Genomic DNA, 18,122 nt, shown 5'->3' on the forward strand with positions numbered 1-18,122 from the left:
ACAGGCCTGCCCGCCACGCCATGACCAGACGCTATTCCGCTTTGTCGCTGTTCAAGGAAGGCCTGGCCGGCCAGACCGGCTGGAAACAGGCCTGGCGCTCGCCCGAGCCGAAGCCGTCCTACGACGCGATCGTCATCGGCGGCGGTGGCCATGGACTGGCGACGGCCTATTACCTGGCCAAGAATCACGGCATCGCCCGGGTGGCCGTGCTGGAAAAGGGCTGGATCGGCGGCGGCAACACCGGCCGCAACACCACCGTGGTGCGCTCAAACTATTATTATCCCCAGAGCGTCGAACTCTACGGGCTGGCGCACCGGCTCTACGAAGGCCTGTCGAAGGAGCTGAATTACAACGTCATGCTGTCGCAGCGCGGCATGGTCAATCTGTGTCACTCGACCGCCGAAATGGAAGTCGGCGCGCGCACCGTCAACGCCATGCAGATCAGCGGTATCGATGCGGAGCTGTTTTCGCCCGAGGATGTTCGGCGCGTCGCGCCGATCTATAATTTCTCAGCCGATGCGCGGTTTCCGGTGTTCGGCGGCATCTGGCAAGGCAGGGCCGGCACGGCGCGCCATGACGCGGTCGCCTGGGGTTATGCACGCGCGGCGAACCGGCTCGGCGTCGACATCATCCAGAATTGCGAGATCACCGATTTCATCATCGAGGGCGGCCGGTGCCGCGGCGTCCAGACGACGCGCGGCACGATCCGTGCCGAGCGCATCGGCATGGCGGTGGCCGGGCACTCCTCGGTTCTGGCTGAAAAAGCCGGCTTCCGGCTGCCGATCAACTCCTACGCGCTGCAAGCCTGCGTTTCCGAACCGGTCAAGCCGATCCTCGACACGGTGGTCCTGTCGCCCGGCACCGGCGTCTACGTCAGCCAGTCGGACAAGGGCGAGATCGTCATTGGCGGCGGGCTCGACCGCATCCCTTCCTATGCACAGCGCGGCAATTTGCCGACGCTGGAGACGGTGATCGCGGGGGTGCTGGAGATGTTCCCGATCTTCGGCCAGCTCAAGCTGATGCGGCAATGGGCGGGCATTGTCGACGTCGTGCCGGATTCCTCGCCGATCATCGGTCCCTCGCCGCTGCCCAACCTGTTCCTCAATTGCGGCTGGGGCACCGGCGGTTTCAAGGCGATCCCCGCCGGCGGCACGTTGCTGGCGAACCTGCTGGCGAACGGCAAGCACAACGACATCAGCCGACCCTTCGATCTTGACCGCTTCGCCAGCGGGCGGCTGATCGACGAAGCGGCCGGCTCCGGCATCGCGCACTGACATGCACAAAGACCAGGACTAGGCGTCATGCAGCTCTTTCCTTGCCCGTTCTGCGGCCCGCGCGACGAAACCGAATTCCACTATGGCGGCGATGCCGGCAATACCAGGCCGGATGGCGCCGATGTGCCGATCGATCGTTGGGCCAACTATCTCTACCTGCGCTCCAATCCGAAAGGCGCGGCGCGCGAAATCTGGGTGCATATGAACTGCGGCGAGTTCTTCGTCATGGAGCGCGACACGCTCACGCACGAGGTGCTGTCCTCGTCCGCGCTGGGCGAGGAGCACGCGGCATGACCGCCTCGCGTCTTGCCACCGGCGGCAGCGCCATCGATCGCTCGCGCCCGCTCCGCTTCAGCTTCGACGGCAAAGCCGTGGACGGCTTTGCCGGCGACACCATTGCCTCCGCGTTGCTCGCCAACGACGTCGCGGTCGTCGGCCGCAGCTTCAAATACCACCGGCCGCGCGGCATCTGGGGTGCCGGCGTCGAGGAACCCAACGCGCTGGTCGATATTGGTGGCTCCCGGGCGACGCCGAACACGCGCGCCACGACCGAGCCGGCACGCGATGGGCTGGCGGCCAAAAGCGTCAATGCGACGCCCAATGCATTGAGCGACCGCAACGCCTTCCTCGACCACTTCTCGCGCTTCATTCCGGCGGCGTTCTATTACAAGACCTTCATGTGGCCGGACTGGCACATGTTCGAGCCGCGCATCCGCGTCATGGCCGGGCTCGGCAAGGTCGACGCGGACTGGAGCTCATCAAGCCCGGCTGACCAGATCAATCATCACTGTGACGTGCTGGTGGTGGGCGCCGGGCCGGCCGGACTGGCGGCGGCCAAGCTCGCGGCTGGGGCGGGCCTCTCTGTGACGCTGGTCGACGACCAGCACAAACCGGGCGGATCGCTCGGCCATCGCGCAGGCGAGATCGACGGCAAACCGGCGCCCCTGTGGATCGAGGAGACGCTCGCGGCGCTTGCCGCCGGCGGCCATCTGATCCTGACCTCGACCACCGCCTTCGGCATCTACGACCACAATCTGGTCGGATTGAACCAGCGCCATTTCGATGGCCGGCCCGACACGCTATGGCGGGTCCGGCCGCGCCGGATCGTGCTGGCTACCGGCGCCATCGAGCGGCCGCTGCCTTTCGCCAACAATGATCTGCCGGGAATCCTGTCGGCCGATGCCGCGCTCGCCTATCTCAGACGCCATGCGGTGCTGGTTGGCAGGCGCGTCGTGGTCGCCACCAACAATGACAGTGCCTATGACGTCGCGGATGCGATCGCCGAGGCCGGCGCCGAAGTGACGCTTATCGACATCAGGCGTGACGGGATGCCCGCCGCGCCCGCCAGGATTCGGTTGTTCCAGGGGCGGGCGCTCGCCTCCGCCACCGGCAGGCTACGCGTTGAAGGCGTGACGCTGGACGACGGCACCAGGCTCGACGCCGATTGCGTGCTGGTCTCGGGCGGTTGGACGCCGACCATTCATCTCTTCGGTCAGGCCAGGGGCAAGCTTGCCTGGAGCGAGGCCCGCGCCGCCTTCCTGCCTGGCAATTCGGTCGACGGCATTTCCGTGGCTGGCGCCGCCGCCGGCGCGGTTTCCTTGTCGGACGTGTTCGCCGGCGCGGAGAAAGCCGTCGCATCGCTCGGCCAGACGAAGGCGGTGACCCCGCGCAGCACCGGTCCGGAAGCGACAGCCGGGATTGCAGCCGCCTGGCCGGTGCCCGGCTCGAAAGGACGAATCTGGATCGACTACCAGAACGACGTCACGGTGAAGGACGTAGAACTGGCGGCCCGCGAAAACTTCGTCTCGGTCGAACATCTGAAGCGCTACACCACGCTCGGCATGGCGACCGATCAGGGCAAGACCTCCAACCTACCCGGACTGGCGCTGATGGCCGGGATCACCGGCCGAACGGTGCCGGAAGTCGGCACCACCACCTACCGCCCGCCCTTCACGCCGGTGCCGTTGGCGAGCTTCGCTGGCGCGCGCGTTGGCGAGTTGATGGCGCCGGTGCGCCGGCTGCCGCTGGAAAACGTCCACCGCGCCAACGGCGCCGTCTTCCAGGAATATGGCGGCTGGTTGCGCCCGGCGCACTATGGCGGCCGCAATGCCGACGCGGGACGCGCCGTCCAGGACGAGGCGTTTCGGGCGCGCCAGTCGGTCGCGCTGTTCGACGGTTCGACGCTCGGCAAGATCGAGGTGATCGGACCGCGGGCCGCCGAATTCGTCGATTTCCTCTACTACAACACCATGTCGACACTGAAGCCGGGCCGCTGCCGCTACGGCTTCATGCTGTCGGAGAACGGCGTGGTCTTCGACGACGGCGTGCTGGTGCGGCTGGACGAGCACCGTTTCGTCGTGTCGTGCTCGTCCTCGCATGTCGCCGCCGTACACGCCCGCCTGGAGGAATGGCGCCAGGATCGGTTCGGGCGCGGCGCCGTCTACATCCACAACGCGACATCGGAGATGGCGACGCTGACCGTCTCCGGGCCGAACGCCCGTAGGCTGCTTGAAACGGTGGGGCTCGGCCTTTCGCTCGACGACGCCGACCTTCCGCATATGGCGACCGGCCACGGCAGCTATGCCGGAGACGGGGTTCGGATTGCCCGCGTCAGTTTCACCGGCGACAGGAGCTACGAGATTTCGATCCGGGCCGACCGCGCCGAACCTCTGTGGGCGCATCTGCGCCAGGCCGGTCAGGCGTTCGATGCCGTTCTCATCGGGCTGGAAGCACTGATGGTCCTGCGTGCCGAGAAGGGCTTCATCGTCATCGGCAAGGACACTGACGGTACCACGTTGCCGCACGATCTCGGTGTGGCGGGTCCACGGACGAAGCGCCAGAGCGAGTTCGTCGGCCGCCGCTCGCTGTTCACGGAGGAGGCTTCGCGCGGCGACCGCCTGCAGCTTGTCGGCCTGACGGTGCCGCAAGGCGAAGCGCCTCTGCCAACCGGCGCACATGGCGTCAAGCGGAGCGATGGCAGACTGCACAGTCAGGGCTTTGTCACCTCCAGTTATCAGAGCCCCACCCTCGGCCAGCCGATTGCGCTTGGCCTGATCGAACGGGGTGCCGCGCGGCACGGCGAAACGATCGAAATCCAACATCTCGGCAAGCTCAGGACGGCGATGATCGCCGCCCCTTGCGCCTACGACCCGTTGGGAGACCGGCTCAATGCGTGATCTCGCGGAAAAATGGTCCGTCGCGCCGGACTGGCCGTCGGCGACCATCAATGCACCCGGCCTCGTGGTGCGCGCTGTCCCTGGCCTCGACCAGATATTGGTCAGCGGCGACCTCGACGCCTGGGCGCGCCTGTCCGGCGGGGACGGAACGGGGGTGGGCGCCTTTGGCACGGCTCAGGGTGACCGCTATGCCGCGCGGCTGGCGCGCGACCGGCTGCTCGTGGTGTCGGACACGCCGCTTGCCATTGCCGCCGGTTGGCACGCGGAAGGCTTCGCGGTGACGGCGATCAGCGCCGGGCTGCAGGTGTTCGAGGCCGACGGCCCGGCACTCGATGCTTTCATCGCGCGTGGAGCGACGCTCGATCCCGCGCAGCCAAGTGCCAGCGCAGCGCTTTCCTTCGCCGGCATCAGCGCCATCGTCTATCGCCATGACGGCAAGCTGCGCATCCATGTCGATCGCGGTCTCGCCGCCTATCTCTGGACGTGGATGGAGACGGCTGCGGCCAACATCGCCGCCGAATCTTCGAGTTAGTTAGTCGGCGACGTTCCGTTCAGAGCGTAAAAGACCAGAACAGGCAGGCCAGCGTCGCGGCGGCGAAGATCACGAAGAACAGGCTGCGCAGCAGCACATTGCGACGCAGCTCGTTCATGACGAAGTGGCAACCGATGATCGCGGCCGCAAACAGGAAGCGCCAGTTCAGCACCGCCCACAAGACATCCCGCTGACCGAAAGCCCATCTGGCGACCAGGCAGCCAAGGATAGCCGCGAACAACACGATGACGGTCCAGAAGATCGCGTCCGCGGCGTTGGTCAGCACAATGCTGGCTGCCCTGATCGGCAGGATCATCATCAGCAGGGCGCTGAAGAAATAGACCGCGGCAAGTGGAATGAACGTGCCGGCATCGGCGATGCCGTCAAGCCGTCTCACACCGATCGCGCCATAGGGATAGCCGTGCCTTGCCACCGCCAGGCTCAGCGCCATGAGCAAGGCGGTCAGCACCGCGACCAGTGCGAAGGATGTGAGGGCTTTGCTCATGATGTTCCTGTCCCGGGCGAATCAGACAGGAACCGGTGTAACCGATGGTCGTAAATTGCGCGTAAGCTTTCCCCGCCACCGGCACCCCGAAGAGGGTAACCGGCAGGGCGAAATCACTTGGCGATGACCGTATCGACGATGGCGCGCGTCCGGCCGCCGGTGGGAAATCAGCTCCAGGCGTGCAGCGGCGGATTCTCGGCATTGAGGAAATATTTGCCGAGGATCGAATATTTCCAGCGCACCGGATCGTGCAGCGTGTGCGTGCGGGCGTTGCGCCAATGGCGGTCGAGATTGTGCTCGGCCAATGTCGAGCGCGTGCCGGCCAGTTCGAACAGCTTGTTCGTCGCCGCAATGGCGATCTCGGTCGACAGGATTTTTGCTTCCGCGGTGACGATCTGGGCGTGCGCCACGGTCTCGGCGGTCGGCTCGGCCACCGCCTTGTCGATGGCGTGGCCAGCCTTTTCGAGCAACGCCTGCGCCGCGTGCAGGCGCAGCGTCAGGTCGCCGATCGCCTGGATGGTGTAGGGATCGTCCCAGGCATTGTCGACGCCGCTGTCGATCCAGGCGCGGCTCCTGGTCCTGACGAAGTGGACCGTCTCGTCGATCGCGGCCTGGGCAATGCCGGTATCTACCGCCACCTGGATGATCTGGAAGATGGCGCCGTCGGCGGTCGGTCTGTCGTAGCCCTTGTAGCCGGGCACCAGATGCGTCTTCGGTACCTTGACGTTGTCGATGATGACGGTGCCCGACAGCGTCGTGCGCTGGCCGAAGCTCGACCAGTCGTCGATGACCGTCAGGCCCGGCGCGCCGCGATCGGCGATAGCATACCAGGCGCGGCCCTCGTCATCGAGCGCCACGATCGGCACCAGATGGGCGAGCAGCGCGCCTGAGGAATAGAATTTGCGGCCATTGACGACGACATGGTCGCCGGCATCGGTGAAGCGGGTTTCGAAATCGGCGGCGCGCTTGGAGCCGAACTCGGAAAAGGCGTTGCCGAACCGCGTGCCCTTCAGCGCCTCGGCGAACAGCAGCTTCTGCTGCTCGATGTCGGAGACGGTGCGGATGGCGGCGACGACGCCGAGATGGTTCTGCGCCACCTGGCCGATCGAGGAATCGGCGGCCGAGATGATCTCGATCACCTTGGCCAGCGTTGCATAGGAGACTTCGGGACCGCCGAATGCCCTGGGCACGTTGATCGACCACAGGCCGCTTTGCGAAAAGGCGTCGAGTTCGGCGACGGGCCAGATTCGCTCGCGGTCGCGCTTCGACGAATCCTTGACGAATTCGGCGGCCAGAGCGTGGGCGACGGCGATCGCTTCGGCGTCGTCCCTGATGATGTGTGCCGGCGCCGAGGGCCTTGCGACCGGCGGTACGGCGGCGGAAGCATGGTCGGTCTTGACGGTCGAGACGGTCATTTCATTGCTCCTTCAAATTTCGGTTCAGGCAACGGCATGGAGATGGGAGGACTTGGCGGCGGGCGCCGGCTGCTGGCCGAGATAGAGCGCCCTGATATCCTCGCGCTGGCGGAGATCGGCGGCTGTGCCGGAGAGCACGGAGACGCCGTTTTCGAGCACGGTGGCGTGGTCGGCATAGCGAAGGGCTACCGCCGAATTCTGCTCGGCGACCAGGATCGACAGGCCGGTCTCGCGGTTGAGTTTCCTCAACGTCTGGAAAATATCCTGCACGATGAGCGGAGCGAGCCCCATCGACGGTTCGTCCAGCACGAGCAGGCGTGGCCGTGACATCAGCGCCCGGCCTATTGCCGTCATCTGCTGTTCGCCGCCAGAGGTCAGGCCCGACAAGGTCCGGCGCTTTTCCTTCAGACGTGGGAAAAAGGCATAGATCCGTTCGAGGTCGGCGCTGATCTCGGCGCGGCGGCCGCTGCGGCCGATGCCGCCGGCGACCAGATTGTCCTCGACGGTGAGGCTCTTGAAGCAGTGGCGGCCTTCCAGTACCGGCACAAGGCCGGCACGCACCAGATCGCCGGGCTTACGGCGCGCGACATCCGAGCCCTCATAGCGGATGGTGCCGGTGTTGACCTGGCCGCGTTCGGCCGACAGCAGGTTGGAGACGGCCTTCAGCGTGGTGGTCTTGCCGGCGCCATTGGCGCCGAGCAGCGCCAGGATCTCACCGCGCCTGATGTCGAAGCTGACGCCGTGCAGCGCCGTGATGGCGTGGTTGTAGGTGGCGTGGACCGCGTCGACAGCAAGGATGATTTCGGTGTCGGGCATGACTGTTTTCCGTACTTGTCGAAACCGAACCGGCCAGGCGCCGCGGAAGGCATCCGCGGCACCCCGGCCTGTTGATCAGTTGGTGGTCACGGCGTTGGCATCGTCGGCGGTGCGCAGCTTGATGCCCTTCTCCTTGGCATAGGCCTCGGCTGATTTCTCGATGATCGGCCGCAGCAGCGCCCAGTCCGGCGCGATCCAGTCGGAGACGACATTCCACTTCTTGCCGTCCCATTGCTGGAAGGTCACGTAGCCCTCGCCCTCATGGTTATCCCAGCTGACGTTGATCGAGTGGAACAGGTCCTTGGCGCCGAGCGCCTCGACCTTGGCCGGATCGAGCTTGAGATGCTCGAAGCCCCAGCGGACCTCGTCGCCGGTCAACGTGCGATGGCCGAACTTCTCCTGGGCGACGCGGATCGCCTCGACGTTGAGGATGCCGTTGACGATGCCGAGATTGTGGTAGACCGAGCCGATGCGGGACTTGTCCTTGAGGTTGCCCTTGCCGGCGTCGTAGACCGTCTTCACGATTTCCTTCACCACCGGATAGGAATTGCCGGAGGCCTGGGTGGTGATGGCGGTGTAGCCCTTGGCGGCGTCGCCGGCGGGAATGACGTCCTCTTCCGAATTCGACCAGACATTGCCGACGATGTGGTCGACGGGATAGCCAACCTTGACCGCCGTCTTCAGCGCCACCGGGTTCATCACGCCCCAGCCGCGCAGGACGACGAAGTCCGGCTTGGCGCGACGAATGGTCAGCCACTGCGACTGCTGTTCGTTGCCGGGATGCGGCACCTCGATCTGCTGGACCGTGAAGCCATATTTCTGGGCCAGCAATTCATAGATCGGGATGGTCTCCTTGCCGTAGGGCGAGCCATGATAGAGCACGACGATCTTCTTGCCCTTGAGCTTGTCGATGCCGCCTTCCTTGGAGGCGATGTAGTTCACGATGCCTGACGTCTCGCTGTAGGGGTTGAGCAGCAACGGGAAGACGTAAGGGAAGACGCGCCCGTCGGTGGAGTCGGTGCGGCCATGGTTGACGGTGATCAGCGGCACCTTGTCGGCGGTGATGCGGTCGATCATGGCATAGGCGATGCCGACCGAGAGCGGGTTCCAGGCGGCTGCACCGGCATGGCTCTTCTGCCGCTCGTAGCATTCGACGCCGCGCTCGACCTCGTATTGGGTCTCGCATTCGTCCCAGGTCAGCTTGACGCCATTGACGCCGCCGTCGCGGATGTTGATGAGGTTGAGATAGTCGATGAAGCCGCCGAAGAAGCCGGTGCCGCCGGCAGCATAAGGCCCGACGCGGTAGCTCTGCAGCGGGAAATATTGTTCGTCGGCATGGGCTGATGGCAAGGCCACCGACACGATCATCGCCGCGGACAAAGCCGCCGCCTTGAGTGTGCTGAGGAAGGTCATGATTGGGGTACTCCCGGTATGGGCCGTCTTGGGTTCGGCCTCTGGTTCATTTTCAGACGTGAATGCGGCGGCTCAGGTCGACTGCCAGGCGAACAGGAGCCGTCTTCGGACCCTGTCCCACAGGGCCACCAGCCCATCGGGTTCCAGGATCAGAAACAGGATGATGAGGGCGCCAAGCACGATGCGCTGGCTCATGTCGAGCACGCCCGAGTCAAAGACGTCGCCAAGCAGGAAGCCGCCAAGGCGAGACAGAGCGAGCGGGAACACGACGATGAGGGCGGCACCGAAGAAGGCGCCACGGATCGAGGCGAGGCCGCCGATGATGATGATGAACAGGATCTGGAACGAGCGGTCGAGGTCGAAGCCATCAGGCTCGACTGTCCTGAGATAAGCGAACGCCCAGATGACACCGGCGACGCCGATGATGAAGGAGGAGATGGCGAAGGCCAGCAGCTTGGTCTTCAGCACCGGAATGCCGATGATGCGGGCGGCGGTTTCATTGTCGCGGATGGCGATGAAGTTTCGTCCCGTCTGCGACGACACCAGCCGGTAGGCGAGGAAGGTGAGAATGCTGACGATGGTCAACGCGAAGAGATAGCGGCCGACGGCGCCATCCAGCGCGAAACCGCCGAGCGACAGTCTCGGCGCGTCGATGACGCCGGAGGCGGAGTTGTTGGAGAACCAGCTGAACTTGGTCAGCGCCCATTGAACGAAGAACTGCGCGGCAAGCGTCGAGACGGCGAGATAGAAACCTTTCAGCCGCAGGCTCGGCAGGCCGAAGAAGATGCCGATCGCGGCAGCGACGATGCCGGCGAGAACGATACTGCCGATCAGCGGCAGGCCCTCGACCCGCAGGTTGAAATTATGGGCGGCGAAGGCGCCGGCCGCCATGAAGGCTGCGCTGCCCAGCGAGACCTGGCCGGCGTAGCCTGTGAGGATGTTCAACCCCACGCCGGCGAGACCGAGCGCCAGGAAGGGCAGCAGTATGGCCTCGAACAGATAGCTCGATCCGATCAGCGGCACGACCCCATAGGCGAAGGCAAGCAACAGGACGGGCGCGATCCATTTCGGCAGCACCGGCGCGGCGGAGAAGTCGGCTGTAATAGCGGCCATGGTTCAGACCCTTTCCACGAGCTTCTGGCCGAACAGGCCGGAGGGACGGATCAAGAGGAAGACCAGCGCGACGACATAGGCGAACCAGCTCTCGATGCCGCCGCCGAAATAGTCGCCGATATAGACCTCGGCGAGCTTCTCGCTGGCGCCGATCAGGAGCCCGCCGACAATGGCGCCAAGGATGGAATCGAAGCCGCCCAGCACCAGCACCGGCAGCGCCTTGAGCACCACCAGCGACAGCGAGAACTGCACGCCGAGGCGGGCACCCCAGAGCAGCCCGGCGACCAAGGCGACCAGGCCGGCCGCCGCCCAGACCGTCGCCCAGATCAGCGGCAGCCTGAGGCCGACCGCAAGCGCGGCGAACTGGTCGTCGGCGACGGCGCGGAAGGCGAGGCCGATGCGGGTGTAGCGGAAGAACAGCGACAACACGACAACCATGCCGGCCGCGACCACCGCCGCGAAGATGTCGAACTGGCTGATCAGCACGCCGCCGATTTCCAGCGGCACGTCCTCGATGCCGAGGTCGAGACCATGGACCTGCGTACCCCAGATCAATTGGGCAGCGCCCTCGATGATGTAGGACAGGCCAAGCGTCGCCATGAACAGGGTAATCGGCGGCTTGTTGGTGAGCGGCCTGAGCACCGTGCGCTCGATGGCGATGCCGATCACCACCATGATGGCGAAGGTTGCCACCAATGCCAGTGCAAACGGAACAGCGCGTTCGACAAGGCTGACGAAAGTCAGCGCGGCGAACAGCAGCATCGCGCCTTGGGCGAAGTTGAGCACGCCCGAGGTCTTGTAGATCAGCACGAAGCCGATCGCGACCAGCGAGTACATGACACCGGACAGCAGGCCGCCGACGAGCACTTCGATGAAGAACTGGTAGTCGAAATCGGCGATCATATGCCCGCCCTTCCTTCATCACAGGAGAGGGCCTCATTGTCGGAGGAGATGCCGAGATAGGCATCGATGACGCGCTGGTCGTTGCGGACCTCTTCGGGGGTGCCGTCAGCGATCTTGCGGCCATAGTCCAGAACGGCGATGCGGTCGGACAGGCCCATGACGACGCCGACATCATGCTCGATCAGGACGACCGTGGTGGCAAAGCGGTCGCGCGCGGCGCGGACGAAATCAGCCATTTCGCTTTTTTCGCTCGCCGTCATGCCGGCCATCGGTTCGTCGAGCAGCAGCAGGCGCGGTTCGGCGACCAGCGCGCGGGCGAGTTCGACCCGTTTCTGCAATCCATAGGGCAGCGTGCCGGCAAGACGATCGCGAACGGCGGTGAGATTGAGGAATTCCAGGATCTGGGCGGAGCGGCCCAGGGCGTCGCGCCGCTCGCCGCGCGAGCGGCCGATGCCGAGCACCTGGCCGGCGAAGTTGGAACGGACTTTGTAGGCGAGGCCGGAGGCAACATTGTCGAGGACGCTGAGGCCCTTGAACAAGGCAAGGTTCTGGAAGGTCCGGGCGACGCCGAGATGCGCCAGCCGCTGCGTCGGCACCTGGGCATAGCCGACGCCGGCGAGCCGGACCTGGCCACGGTCGGGGCGGTAGACGCCGCTGATGACATTGATCAGCGAGCTCTTGCCGGCGCCGTTCGGGCCGATGATGGCGCGGATTTCACCTGATCGAACCGACAGGTCGATATCGGCCAACGCGACGACGCCGCCGAAGGACAGGCCGACGCCCTGAAGCGACAGCAGCGGAGCAGTTGCATTGGCAGTAGATCCGGCCGCTCCAGCGTCGCCTTCGGACGACTGTGCAGGCTGGAGCACGGGGGGCAAGCCGCGCGCAAAGACTTCCGGCGCGTAGACCGAGGCTTCCATCGCTCCTAAGGCATAGCTGGGCAACGGCATTCCAATCGTCCTCGATTTGGCCCGCAGGCGCGCGAATTCTCGATGCCGCCCGAAAATATCGAGCGCGCTTGAAAACCTGTGCTGGCCGGGCAACCCGGCCAGCCTTGCGGGAGATGACTATTCCGCAGCCAGCGACGCTGCCTGCTCGGCGTTTTCCAGCTCGCGAACGAGCGGAATGACGTGCTTGCCGAAATATTCGACCTCCTCCTGGAAGTGCAGGAAGCCGAGCAGGATGAGATCGGCGCCGGCGCGCTTCAGGTCGACGATGCGCTCGGCGATCTGCCTCGGCGTGCCGATCAGGTTCGAACGAAAACCGTCATTGTACTGGACCAGATCGTCGAACGAGGATTTTGCCCAGTTGCCCTCGCCTTCCGGCGACGATTTGCCGGCATTCTTGACCTCATGACCGAAGGCGTTGACGGCCTCGGGGTTGGCCTTGGCGATAATTTCGGCGAGCACCGCCTTGGCTTCTTCCTCGGTCTCGCGGACGATGGCGAAGGCGTTGACGCCGACCTTGACCGAATGGTTGCTGGCCTGTGCCTTGGACTTGAGGTCGTCGACCTGCTTGGCGATCTCGGCCGGCGTGTTGCCGTTGGTGAAGTACCAGTCCGAAACACGCGATGCCATGTCGCGGGCGGCGCGCGAGGAACCGCCCTGGAAGATTTCTGGCAGGGGCTGCGGCGGCTTCGGCTTCAGGGAGTATTCGTTGAAGCGGTAGAAATCACCCCGGAAGGTGAAGCTGTCCTGCGTCCATATTCCGCGCAGCGCGCGGATGAATTCCTCCGAGCGGCGATAGCGCTCGTCATGGTCGAGCCAGTGTTCGCCGATGGCGTGGAATTCGCCACGAAACCAGCCGGAGACGAGGTTGATGGCGACACGGCCATTGGTCAGATAGCTGATGGTGGCAATCTGCTTGGCCGCCAGCGCCGGGTTCCAGGGGCCAGGCAGGATCGCGGCGATGACTTTCAGCGTGGTGGTGGCGGCCAGTAGATCATGGCTGAACGCGACCGATTCATGTTGCTCGTCGGCACCGTAGCCGGCGGTGAAACGGATCTGGCTCAGCGCGTAGTCGAAGCCCGCCTTTTCGGCGATCTGCGCCAGCTTGCGGTTGTACTCGGCCGAATGGTTGGTGCGCTGCTCGATGTTGGAAATCACCAGGCCGCCCGAAACATTGGGCACCCAATAGGCGAATTTGACCGCGTCGGTTCCTGCATGTGCCATGAACTGTCTCCCATTCCAGGCCGTGTCGTTGATCGGTCCGGCGCGCAGCCGGGCTTCCTCAATATTTATTATGTTTATGGAATTTATATACAAAGAAGGATTTTCCGTTTTTGATGCCTTTGCAGGACGGAAATACCAATTTTCTCCGGTCGGGCCGGCTTGCGCTTGTCAGCGCGCGACTGCAACGCTCCCGGCATTGGCGCCAACCGGCTCGGCGGTGGGGAGCCTGTCGAGCAACCCAGCGATTTCGGCCGCGACCCTTTGGGCATGACGAGCGACTTCCGGCAGGCCCATGAGTTCGCCAAAGGTGCCTCGCGCCAACGGACCGGCGACGAAAAGCCCGGCAACCGGCTTGGCATCGCTGCCGATCGCAAGGCTATCAAGGCTGGTCTCGATACCGAGCCCGTATGTGTCGGCCCTGATCAGCCCGGCCTCAGTCAGTGAACGCAGCGCCGGGTTTGACTGGAGCGCCTGGCCATGAGCCGGCCCTGTCGTGTTGATGACGGCATCGAAGCGTGCCGTCTCGATCCGCGTCTGTCCGCGCCGTTGGAAGCTGACCGCGAGGCTCTCGCTCTCGTCGTTCGACGCGACAAGCCTGGCGGCGATGGTGTCGAACGCGCCGTCCGTTTGGCGGCGGTCGAGCACGGCAGCGACCTGGGGGGCGATCCTGAAGCGATGCACGTCCCAGAACACGCGCAGCTGGCGGACCAGCCTTGCCCGCTCCGGCGGAGAAAGGGCCGCCCACAGCGCCGGCCCCTGCAGGCGCAGCTGGTCGAAGACCGACTGCCAGTTGACCCTGGCGGCCCGCGCCGCCGCCAGTGTGCCGCGAATGTTCTTCAGCAGGCCGAGCGCCGATGTGGCCGGTGCCGACGCAAAGTCGCCGAAGGGCTCATGTCTGATATCCGGATGGCCGCGCGAGCGCAGGCCGCGGCGCGACAGTGCCAGGATGCGGCCGCGATGGCCGCGGCGATCAAGCTCGGCCACCATGTCGGCCGAGGTCAGCCCGGAGCCGACGATCAGGACCGACGCGTCCGGCCCGATCCCGGCAAGGGCCGACGGTGCGTAGGGATCGGCGATGAAGCCAGGTGCTTCAGTCAGGGAGGCAAGTGGAGATGGAACCGCCGGCAGAGGATGCGTCGCGGCGAGCACGACGATGTCCGCCGCCATAGGTCCGGCGGAGGTCTGCACGGTCCAGCCCGCGCCGTTGGCCTCTGGTATTACCCGCGTGGCCTGAGCTTCGACATGGCGGACAGCACCGGAGTCGAGCCAGGGTGCAAGGTGCTCGGTGACATAGCGGCCGAACACACGCCGGCGCGGAAACACATCGCCGTTCTTCCACAGGGCATCCGGGTCCCGTTCGATTTCGCCACTGCCGGCCAACCAGCGCGCAAAATGCTGTGGGTCTTCAGGAGCCATGCTCATCCGGACGGCCGGGACGTTGACGCGGTGGGATGGTTCTTCGCTGGAATAGGCAAGGCCGCCGCCAAGCGCGGGACGCGGCTCGATCACCGAGACCGACAGGCGCTCCGGCCGATTTGCCCGCGCAAGGTGCCAGGCCACGCCGGCTCCGGAAAAACCGCCGCCGATGATGGCGATGCGCAATCGGCGGGCCGGAGGCAGCGCGTTCACGAGGCGCTGGCGAGCGACTTCGGCCGATGGTCGCCGGCGATGGTCTCGCCGAACGGTCCGGTGTTGACCGAAGAGCTGGCGGCCTTGACCGGATGATCGGTCGGCAGTTTCGGCAGCACCAGTTCGCCAAAACGGTAGGCTTCCTCCAGATGCGGGTAGCCGGACAGGATGAAGGTATCGATGCCGAGGCGCCGGTATTCGTCGATGCGCTCGGCGACCGTGTCCGGGTCGCCGACCAATGCGGTTCCCGCGCCGCCGCGCACCAGGCCGACGCCGGCCCACAGATTGGGCGCGATCTCGAGCTTGTCGCGGCGGCCGCCATGCAGCGCGCTCATGCGCGCCTGGCCGACCGAATCCATGCGGGCAAAAACCTTCTGTGCCGAGGCGATGGTCGCGTCGTCGAGCCGGCTGATCAGGTTGTCGGCGGCTGCCCAGGCCTGTTCGGTCGTCTCGCGGGCGATGACATGCAGGCGAATGCCGAAGGAGAGTTTGCGGCCGGCCTTTTCGGCCAATTCGCGTACGGCGTCGAGCTTGCGTTCGACATCGGCCGGGGGTTCGCCCCAGGTCAGATATTTATCGATTTCCTGCGCCGCCACTTGCGATCCGGCGTCCGACGAGCCACCGAAATAGAGCGGCGGATACGGCGTCTGCACTGGCGGGAACAGCAGGCGACCGTCCTCGATGCGGAAATGCTTGCCCTGGTGCTCGACCGTCTCGCCGCTCAGCACGCGCTTGTAGATGTGGAGGAATTCCTGCGTCACCTCGTAGCGCTCGGCATGGGAGAGAAAAATGCCGTCGCCCTTGTTCTCCAGCGGATCGCCGCCGGTGACGACGTTGATCAGCAGGCGGCCGTTGGAGATGCGGTCGAGCGTGGCGGTCATGCGCGCGGCAAGCGTTGGGGACTGCAGGCCGGGCCGCACGGCGACGAGGAAACGCAGCCGCTCGGTCAGCGGCGCCAGCGCCGAGGCAATCACCCAGGAATCCTCGCAGGCCCGGCCGGTCGGTAACAGCACGCCGTAATAGCCCAGCGTGTCGGCCGCTTTCGCCACCTGCGTCAGATAGGGCAGGTCAACGGCCCTGCCGCCTTCGGTCGTGCCGAGATAGCGGCTGTCGCCATGTGTCGGCAGGAACCAGAGAACCTTGATGCGGTCGGCGACATCGCGGCTCATGACCTGCCTCCCGCTGGATGGCAGCGGTGACGGCCTAGGTCTGGGGCGGTTGAAGGCAGGCGCAAAAGGTCGGGCATGGCGTGGTCCTGTCCGGGAAACAGATCGCCGATGCAGATTGCTTATTCTATAAATTCTGTAGAGTTAGTTTATTCCAAATCCTCGGCCGCAATTAGAAATTTTCTCCAACCTGGCGGAGCGCGCCGTTTTTGCGCGGTCGAACCGGATTCCAATGATCCGTGGCCCTACTCCTCTGTCACCAGGGATCCGCCCGCATCAGGTGCATCCTGATTTACATTCCAATATGATCTGATCATTTCTGGTGAACGAAGCTACGGATTTGCCATGGACCTGGACCCATCGTCCCTCAACCGGGCTCTGCCGCTCCGCGATCAAATCTATCAGAAGATCCGCAACCTGATCGTCGTCGGACAGATGAAGCCGGGGGAAGTCATCAACGAGGTGGCCATCGCGGAGGCGCTCGGCGTTTCTCGGACCCCCGTGCGGGAGGCGGTCAAGCGCATCAGCGACGAAGGCCTGGTCAAGATCCTGGCGCAGACCGGCACTTATGTCGCGCCGATCAGCCGCGCCGACCTGGAAGAGGCCTATGTCATCCGCCGGGCGCTCGAGATGGAGAGCGCCAGACGCGCGGCCGTGAAGCTCACGCCGGCCGCCGCCGAACTGCTGGAAGACAATATGGCGACCCACCGGCTTGTCATCGCGCGCGGCCGATACGCCACCGCGATCCAGCTCGACGACATCTTCCATCGCACCATCGCCGAGATCTGCGGCCTGCCGATGATCTGGCGGGCCGTCGACATTTCCAAGGCGCAGATGGACCGCGGCCGCTACCTCGTCATTCCCAAGCCCGGTTATGGCGAACAGACGATCGAGCAGCACGGAGCCATTGTCGACGCGCTCAAGCGACACGATGCCGAGGGCGCCGCGCGGGCGATGGAACACCACCTCGAGACGTCGTTGCGCAACACGCTCGAAGTCGCGGCTGACCTTCTCGGCTGAATCCCGCAACTGAACCCTACCAGCAGACGTGGAGAACGAGGCTCTGTATCGGCCTGAAGGCCGCGTCGAGAGCCGGTTCTATCCCGGCAATCGCCCCAGATGGTCGGCGAAGCGCTGCACCATCGCAAGCCCGGTCTCGTTTGGCCGCATCGCTGGCGCGCGGTCGTGAATCTGGATACCGGCGCGGGCGCCGAACAGCCGCTTGCCGTAGCAGATCAGGTTCTCGATGCCTTGCATGACGAAGACCGCCGCCGGCAGCATTTTTTCGTACGCCGCCTCGGCCGCTGCTTCGTCTTCGGCGCGGAACGCCTCATAGGCGCGCACGGCGTGGTCGATGCCATCAGGCGCCAGGATCATGCCACGGCAACCGATGCGGAAATTGTCGGTCAATTCCAGCCCGCCCCGCCCGTTGAAGACGGGGATGCGGCCTTCGGTGCGCTCGATCAGGCCGGCAATGTCGGTGACCGGGCCTTCGCCCTTGATCAGCCTTATGTTGGGGTGGAGGGTGACGAGTTCGCGAATCTCGTCCGATGTCAGGCCACGGCCGAAAAAGGCCGGCGCATTCTGGATCGCCACCGGCAGGCCGGTTGCCTCGGCGACGCGGCCAAAAAAACTGACGTATTCGGGCGCTCCATAGGATCCAACTGGCGGCGGCTGCAGGATCACCCAATCGGCGCCGACGCTTTCCGCATGCCTGACCTGCGATTTCTGCTCGGCAACGGAAGACCCGAAGATGGTGAAGGCGAGCGGTACCTTGCCGGCGGTATCCTGCGCCGTCCAGTCCATGATCGTGCGGCGCTCCGCCTCGGTCAGCTTGGCGACTTCTGTCGCGAGGCCAAGCGCGGCCATCCCATGCACGCCGCTCGCCAGGCAGATCTCGACCTGCCTGCGCATCGCCGCGCGGTCGAGTTTTTCCTGGGCGTCGAACAGGGCGTAGAGGATGGCGTGAATGCCGTGGAAATCATCGGGCTGGAATTTTGGCATCGGCC

General features: G+C 65.0%; 16 protein-coding genes. 5 read left to right on the forward strand and 11 right to left on the reverse strand.

Annotation, left to right across the window (positions count from 1 at the left end):
- Nucleotides 1-20 precede the first annotated feature (20 nt).
- Genes EJ077_RS27605 through EJ077_RS27620 form a run of 4 tightly spaced genes read left to right on the forward strand, consistent with a single transcriptional unit; the run spans nucleotide 21 to nucleotide 4,982 of the window.
- Entirely contained in the window at nucleotides 21-1,274 is a 1,254-nt protein-coding gene (locus EJ077_RS27605; RefSeq protein WP_208697817.1) for a sarcosine oxidase subunit beta, read from the forward strand.
- Nucleotides 1,275-1,301: 27 nt separating this feature from the next.
- Nucleotides 1,302-1,568 carry a sarcosine oxidase subunit delta gene (locus tag EJ077_RS27610; protein ID WP_208697818.1) on the forward strand — a complete coding sequence of 89 codons (267 nt, stop codon included), beginning with the start codon at nucleotides 1,302-1,304 and terminating at the stop codon, nucleotides 1,566-1,568.
- Entirely contained in the window at nucleotides 1,565-4,450 is a 2,886-nt protein-coding gene (locus EJ077_RS27615) for a sarcosine oxidase subunit alpha family protein (RefSeq protein WP_208697819.1), read from the forward strand. The genes EJ077_RS27610 and EJ077_RS27615 overlap by 4 nt, the downstream gene beginning before the upstream one ends.
- Nucleotides 4,443-4,982 (forward strand): hypothetical protein, encoded by a 540-nt coding sequence (locus EJ077_RS27620; protein ID WP_208697820.1) that lies wholly within the window; start codon nucleotides 4,443-4,445, stop codon nucleotides 4,980-4,982. Before EJ077_RS27615 ends, EJ077_RS27620 begins: the two co-directional genes overlap by 8 nt.
- A gap of 19 nt (nucleotides 4,983-5,001) precedes the next feature.
- On the opposite strand, the gene EJ077_RS27625 is transcribed toward EJ077_RS27620, so the two are convergent.
- From EJ077_RS27625 to ssuD, 10 genes are all read right to left on the reverse strand, one after another.
- Entirely contained in the window at nucleotides 5,002-5,487 is a 486-nt protein-coding gene (locus EJ077_RS27625) for a hypothetical protein (RefSeq protein ID WP_208697821.1), read from the reverse strand.
- A 167-nt stretch (nucleotides 5,488-5,654) separates the two neighbouring features.
- Nucleotides 5,655-6,902 (reverse strand): SfnB family sulfur acquisition oxidoreductase, encoded by a 1,248-nt coding sequence (locus tag EJ077_RS27630; protein WP_208697822.1) that lies wholly within the window; start codon nucleotides 6,900-6,902, stop codon nucleotides 5,655-5,657.
- Between the two features lie 24 nt (nucleotides 6,903-6,926).
- Nucleotides 6,927-7,718 carry an ABC transporter ATP-binding protein gene (locus EJ077_RS27635; protein WP_208697823.1) on the reverse strand — a complete coding sequence of 264 codons (792 nt, stop codon included), beginning with the start codon at nucleotides 7,716-7,718 and terminating at the stop codon, nucleotides 6,927-6,929.
- Nucleotides 7,719-7,793: 75 nt separating this feature from the next.
- Nucleotides 7,794-9,131, reverse strand: coding sequence for an ABC transporter substrate-binding protein (locus EJ077_RS27640; protein WP_208697824.1), 1,338 nt, complete (start codon nucleotides 9,129-9,131; stop codon nucleotides 7,794-7,796).
- Nucleotides 9,132-9,203: 72 nt separating this feature from the next.
- Nucleotides 9,204-10,244, reverse strand: a complete 1,041-nt coding sequence (locus tag EJ077_RS27645; protein WP_208697827.1) for a branched-chain amino acid ABC transporter permease — start codon at nucleotides 10,242-10,244, stop codon at nucleotides 9,204-9,206.
- A 3-nt stretch (nucleotides 10,245-10,247) separates the two neighbouring features.
- Nucleotides 10,248-11,147 carry a branched-chain amino acid ABC transporter permease gene (locus tag EJ077_RS27650; RefSeq protein ID WP_208697829.1) on the reverse strand — a complete coding sequence of 300 codons (900 nt, stop codon included), beginning with the start codon at nucleotides 11,145-11,147 and terminating at the stop codon, nucleotides 10,248-10,250.
- The gene (locus EJ077_RS27655) at nucleotides 11,144-12,097 is read right to left on the reverse strand and encodes an ABC transporter ATP-binding protein (RefSeq protein ID WP_208697831.1); all 954 of its coding nucleotides are present in this window, start codon (nucleotides 12,095-12,097) and stop codon (nucleotides 11,144-11,146) included. The genes EJ077_RS27650 and EJ077_RS27655 overlap by 4 nt, the downstream gene beginning before the upstream one ends.
- Nucleotides 12,098-12,214: 117 nt before the next feature.
- Complete coding sequence (gene sfnG, locus EJ077_RS27660) at nucleotides 12,215-13,318, reverse strand: dimethylsulfone monooxygenase SfnG (RefSeq protein WP_208697833.1); 1,104 nt, start codon at nucleotides 13,316-13,318, stop codon at nucleotides 12,215-12,217.
- A gap of 168 nt (nucleotides 13,319-13,486) precedes the next feature.
- Entirely contained in the window at nucleotides 13,487-14,947 is a 1,461-nt protein-coding gene (locus EJ077_RS27665; RefSeq protein ID WP_208697835.1) for an FAD/NAD(P)-binding protein, read from the reverse strand.
- Entirely contained in the window at nucleotides 14,944-16,116 is a 1,173-nt protein-coding gene (ssuD, locus tag EJ077_RS27670) for an FMNH2-dependent alkanesulfonate monooxygenase (protein ID WP_208697837.1), read from the reverse strand. Before ssuD ends, EJ077_RS27665 begins: the two co-directional genes overlap by 4 nt.
- 342 nt (nucleotides 16,117-16,458) lie before the next feature.
- On the opposite strand from ssuD, the gene EJ077_RS27675 reads away from it, so the two are divergent.
- Nucleotides 16,459-17,133, forward strand: coding sequence for a GntR family transcriptional regulator (locus EJ077_RS27675; protein WP_208697839.1), 675 nt, complete (start codon nucleotides 16,459-16,461; stop codon nucleotides 17,131-17,133).
- A 78-nt stretch (nucleotides 17,134-17,211) separates the two neighbouring features.
- On the opposite strand, the gene EJ077_RS27680 is transcribed toward EJ077_RS27675, so the two are convergent.
- Complete coding sequence (locus tag EJ077_RS27680; RefSeq protein WP_208697841.1) at nucleotides 17,212-18,117, reverse strand: dihydrodipicolinate synthase family protein; 906 nt, start codon at nucleotides 18,115-18,117, stop codon at nucleotides 17,212-17,214.
- Nucleotides 18,118-18,122 lie beyond the last annotated feature (5 nt).

Origin of the sequence: Mesorhizobium sp. M8A.F.Ca.ET.057.01.1.1 (genome assembly GCF_003952565.1) — a bacterium.
Classification (GTDB): Bacteria; Pseudomonadota; Alphaproteobacteria; order Rhizobiales; family Rhizobiaceae; genus Mesorhizobium.

Coding starts and splice junctions, on each gene's coding strand:
- EJ077_RS27680 (WP_208697841.1), bottom strand. CDS start 18,117: ATGCCAAAATTCCAGCCCGATGATTTCCACGGCATTCACGCCATCCTC.
- EJ077_RS27605 (WP_208697817.1), top strand. CDS start 21: ATGACCAGACGCTATTCCGCTTTGTCGCTGTTCAAGGAAGGCCTGGCC.
- EJ077_RS27625 (WP_208697821.1), bottom strand. CDS start 5,487: ATGAGCAAAGCCCTCACATCCTTCGCACTGGTCGCGGTGCTGACCGCC.
- EJ077_RS27630 (WP_208697822.1), bottom strand. CDS start 6,902: ATGACCGTCTCGACCGTCAAGACCGACCATGCTTCCGCCGCCGTACCG.
- EJ077_RS27640 (WP_208697824.1), bottom strand. CDS start 9,131: ATGACCTTCCTCAGCACACTCAAGGCGGCGGCTTTGTCCGCGGCGATG.
- sfnG (WP_208697833.1), bottom strand. CDS start 13,318: ATGGCACATGCAGGAACCGACGCGGTCAAATTCGCCTATTGGGTGCCC.
- EJ077_RS27615 (WP_208697819.1), top strand. CDS start 1,565: ATGACCGCCTCGCGTCTTGCCACCGGCGGCAGCGCCATCGATCGCTCG.
- EJ077_RS27655 (WP_208697831.1), bottom strand. CDS start 12,097: ATGCCGTTGCCCAGCTATGCCTTAGGAGCGATGGAAGCCTCGGTCTAC.
- EJ077_RS27645 (WP_208697827.1), bottom strand. CDS start 10,244: ATGGCCGCTATTACAGCCGACTTCTCCGCCGCGCCGGTGCTGCCGAAA.
- EJ077_RS27650 (WP_208697829.1), bottom strand. CDS start 11,147: ATGATCGCCGATTTCGACTACCAGTTCTTCATCGAAGTGCTCGTCGGC.
- EJ077_RS27635 (WP_208697823.1), bottom strand. CDS start 7,718: ATGCCCGACACCGAAATCATCCTTGCTGTCGACGCGGTCCACGCCACC.
- EJ077_RS27675 (WP_208697839.1), top strand. CDS start 16,459: ATGGACCTGGACCCATCGTCCCTCAACCGGGCTCTGCCGCTCCGCGAT.
- EJ077_RS27620 (WP_208697820.1), top strand. CDS start 4,443: ATGCGTGATCTCGCGGAAAAATGGTCCGTCGCGCCGGACTGGCCGTCG.
- ssuD (WP_208697837.1), bottom strand. CDS start 16,116: ATGAGCCGCGATGTCGCCGACCGCATCAAGGTTCTCTGGTTCCTGCCG.
- EJ077_RS27610 (WP_208697818.1), top strand. CDS start 1,302: ATGCAGCTCTTTCCTTGCCCGTTCTGCGGCCCGCGCGACGAAACCGAA.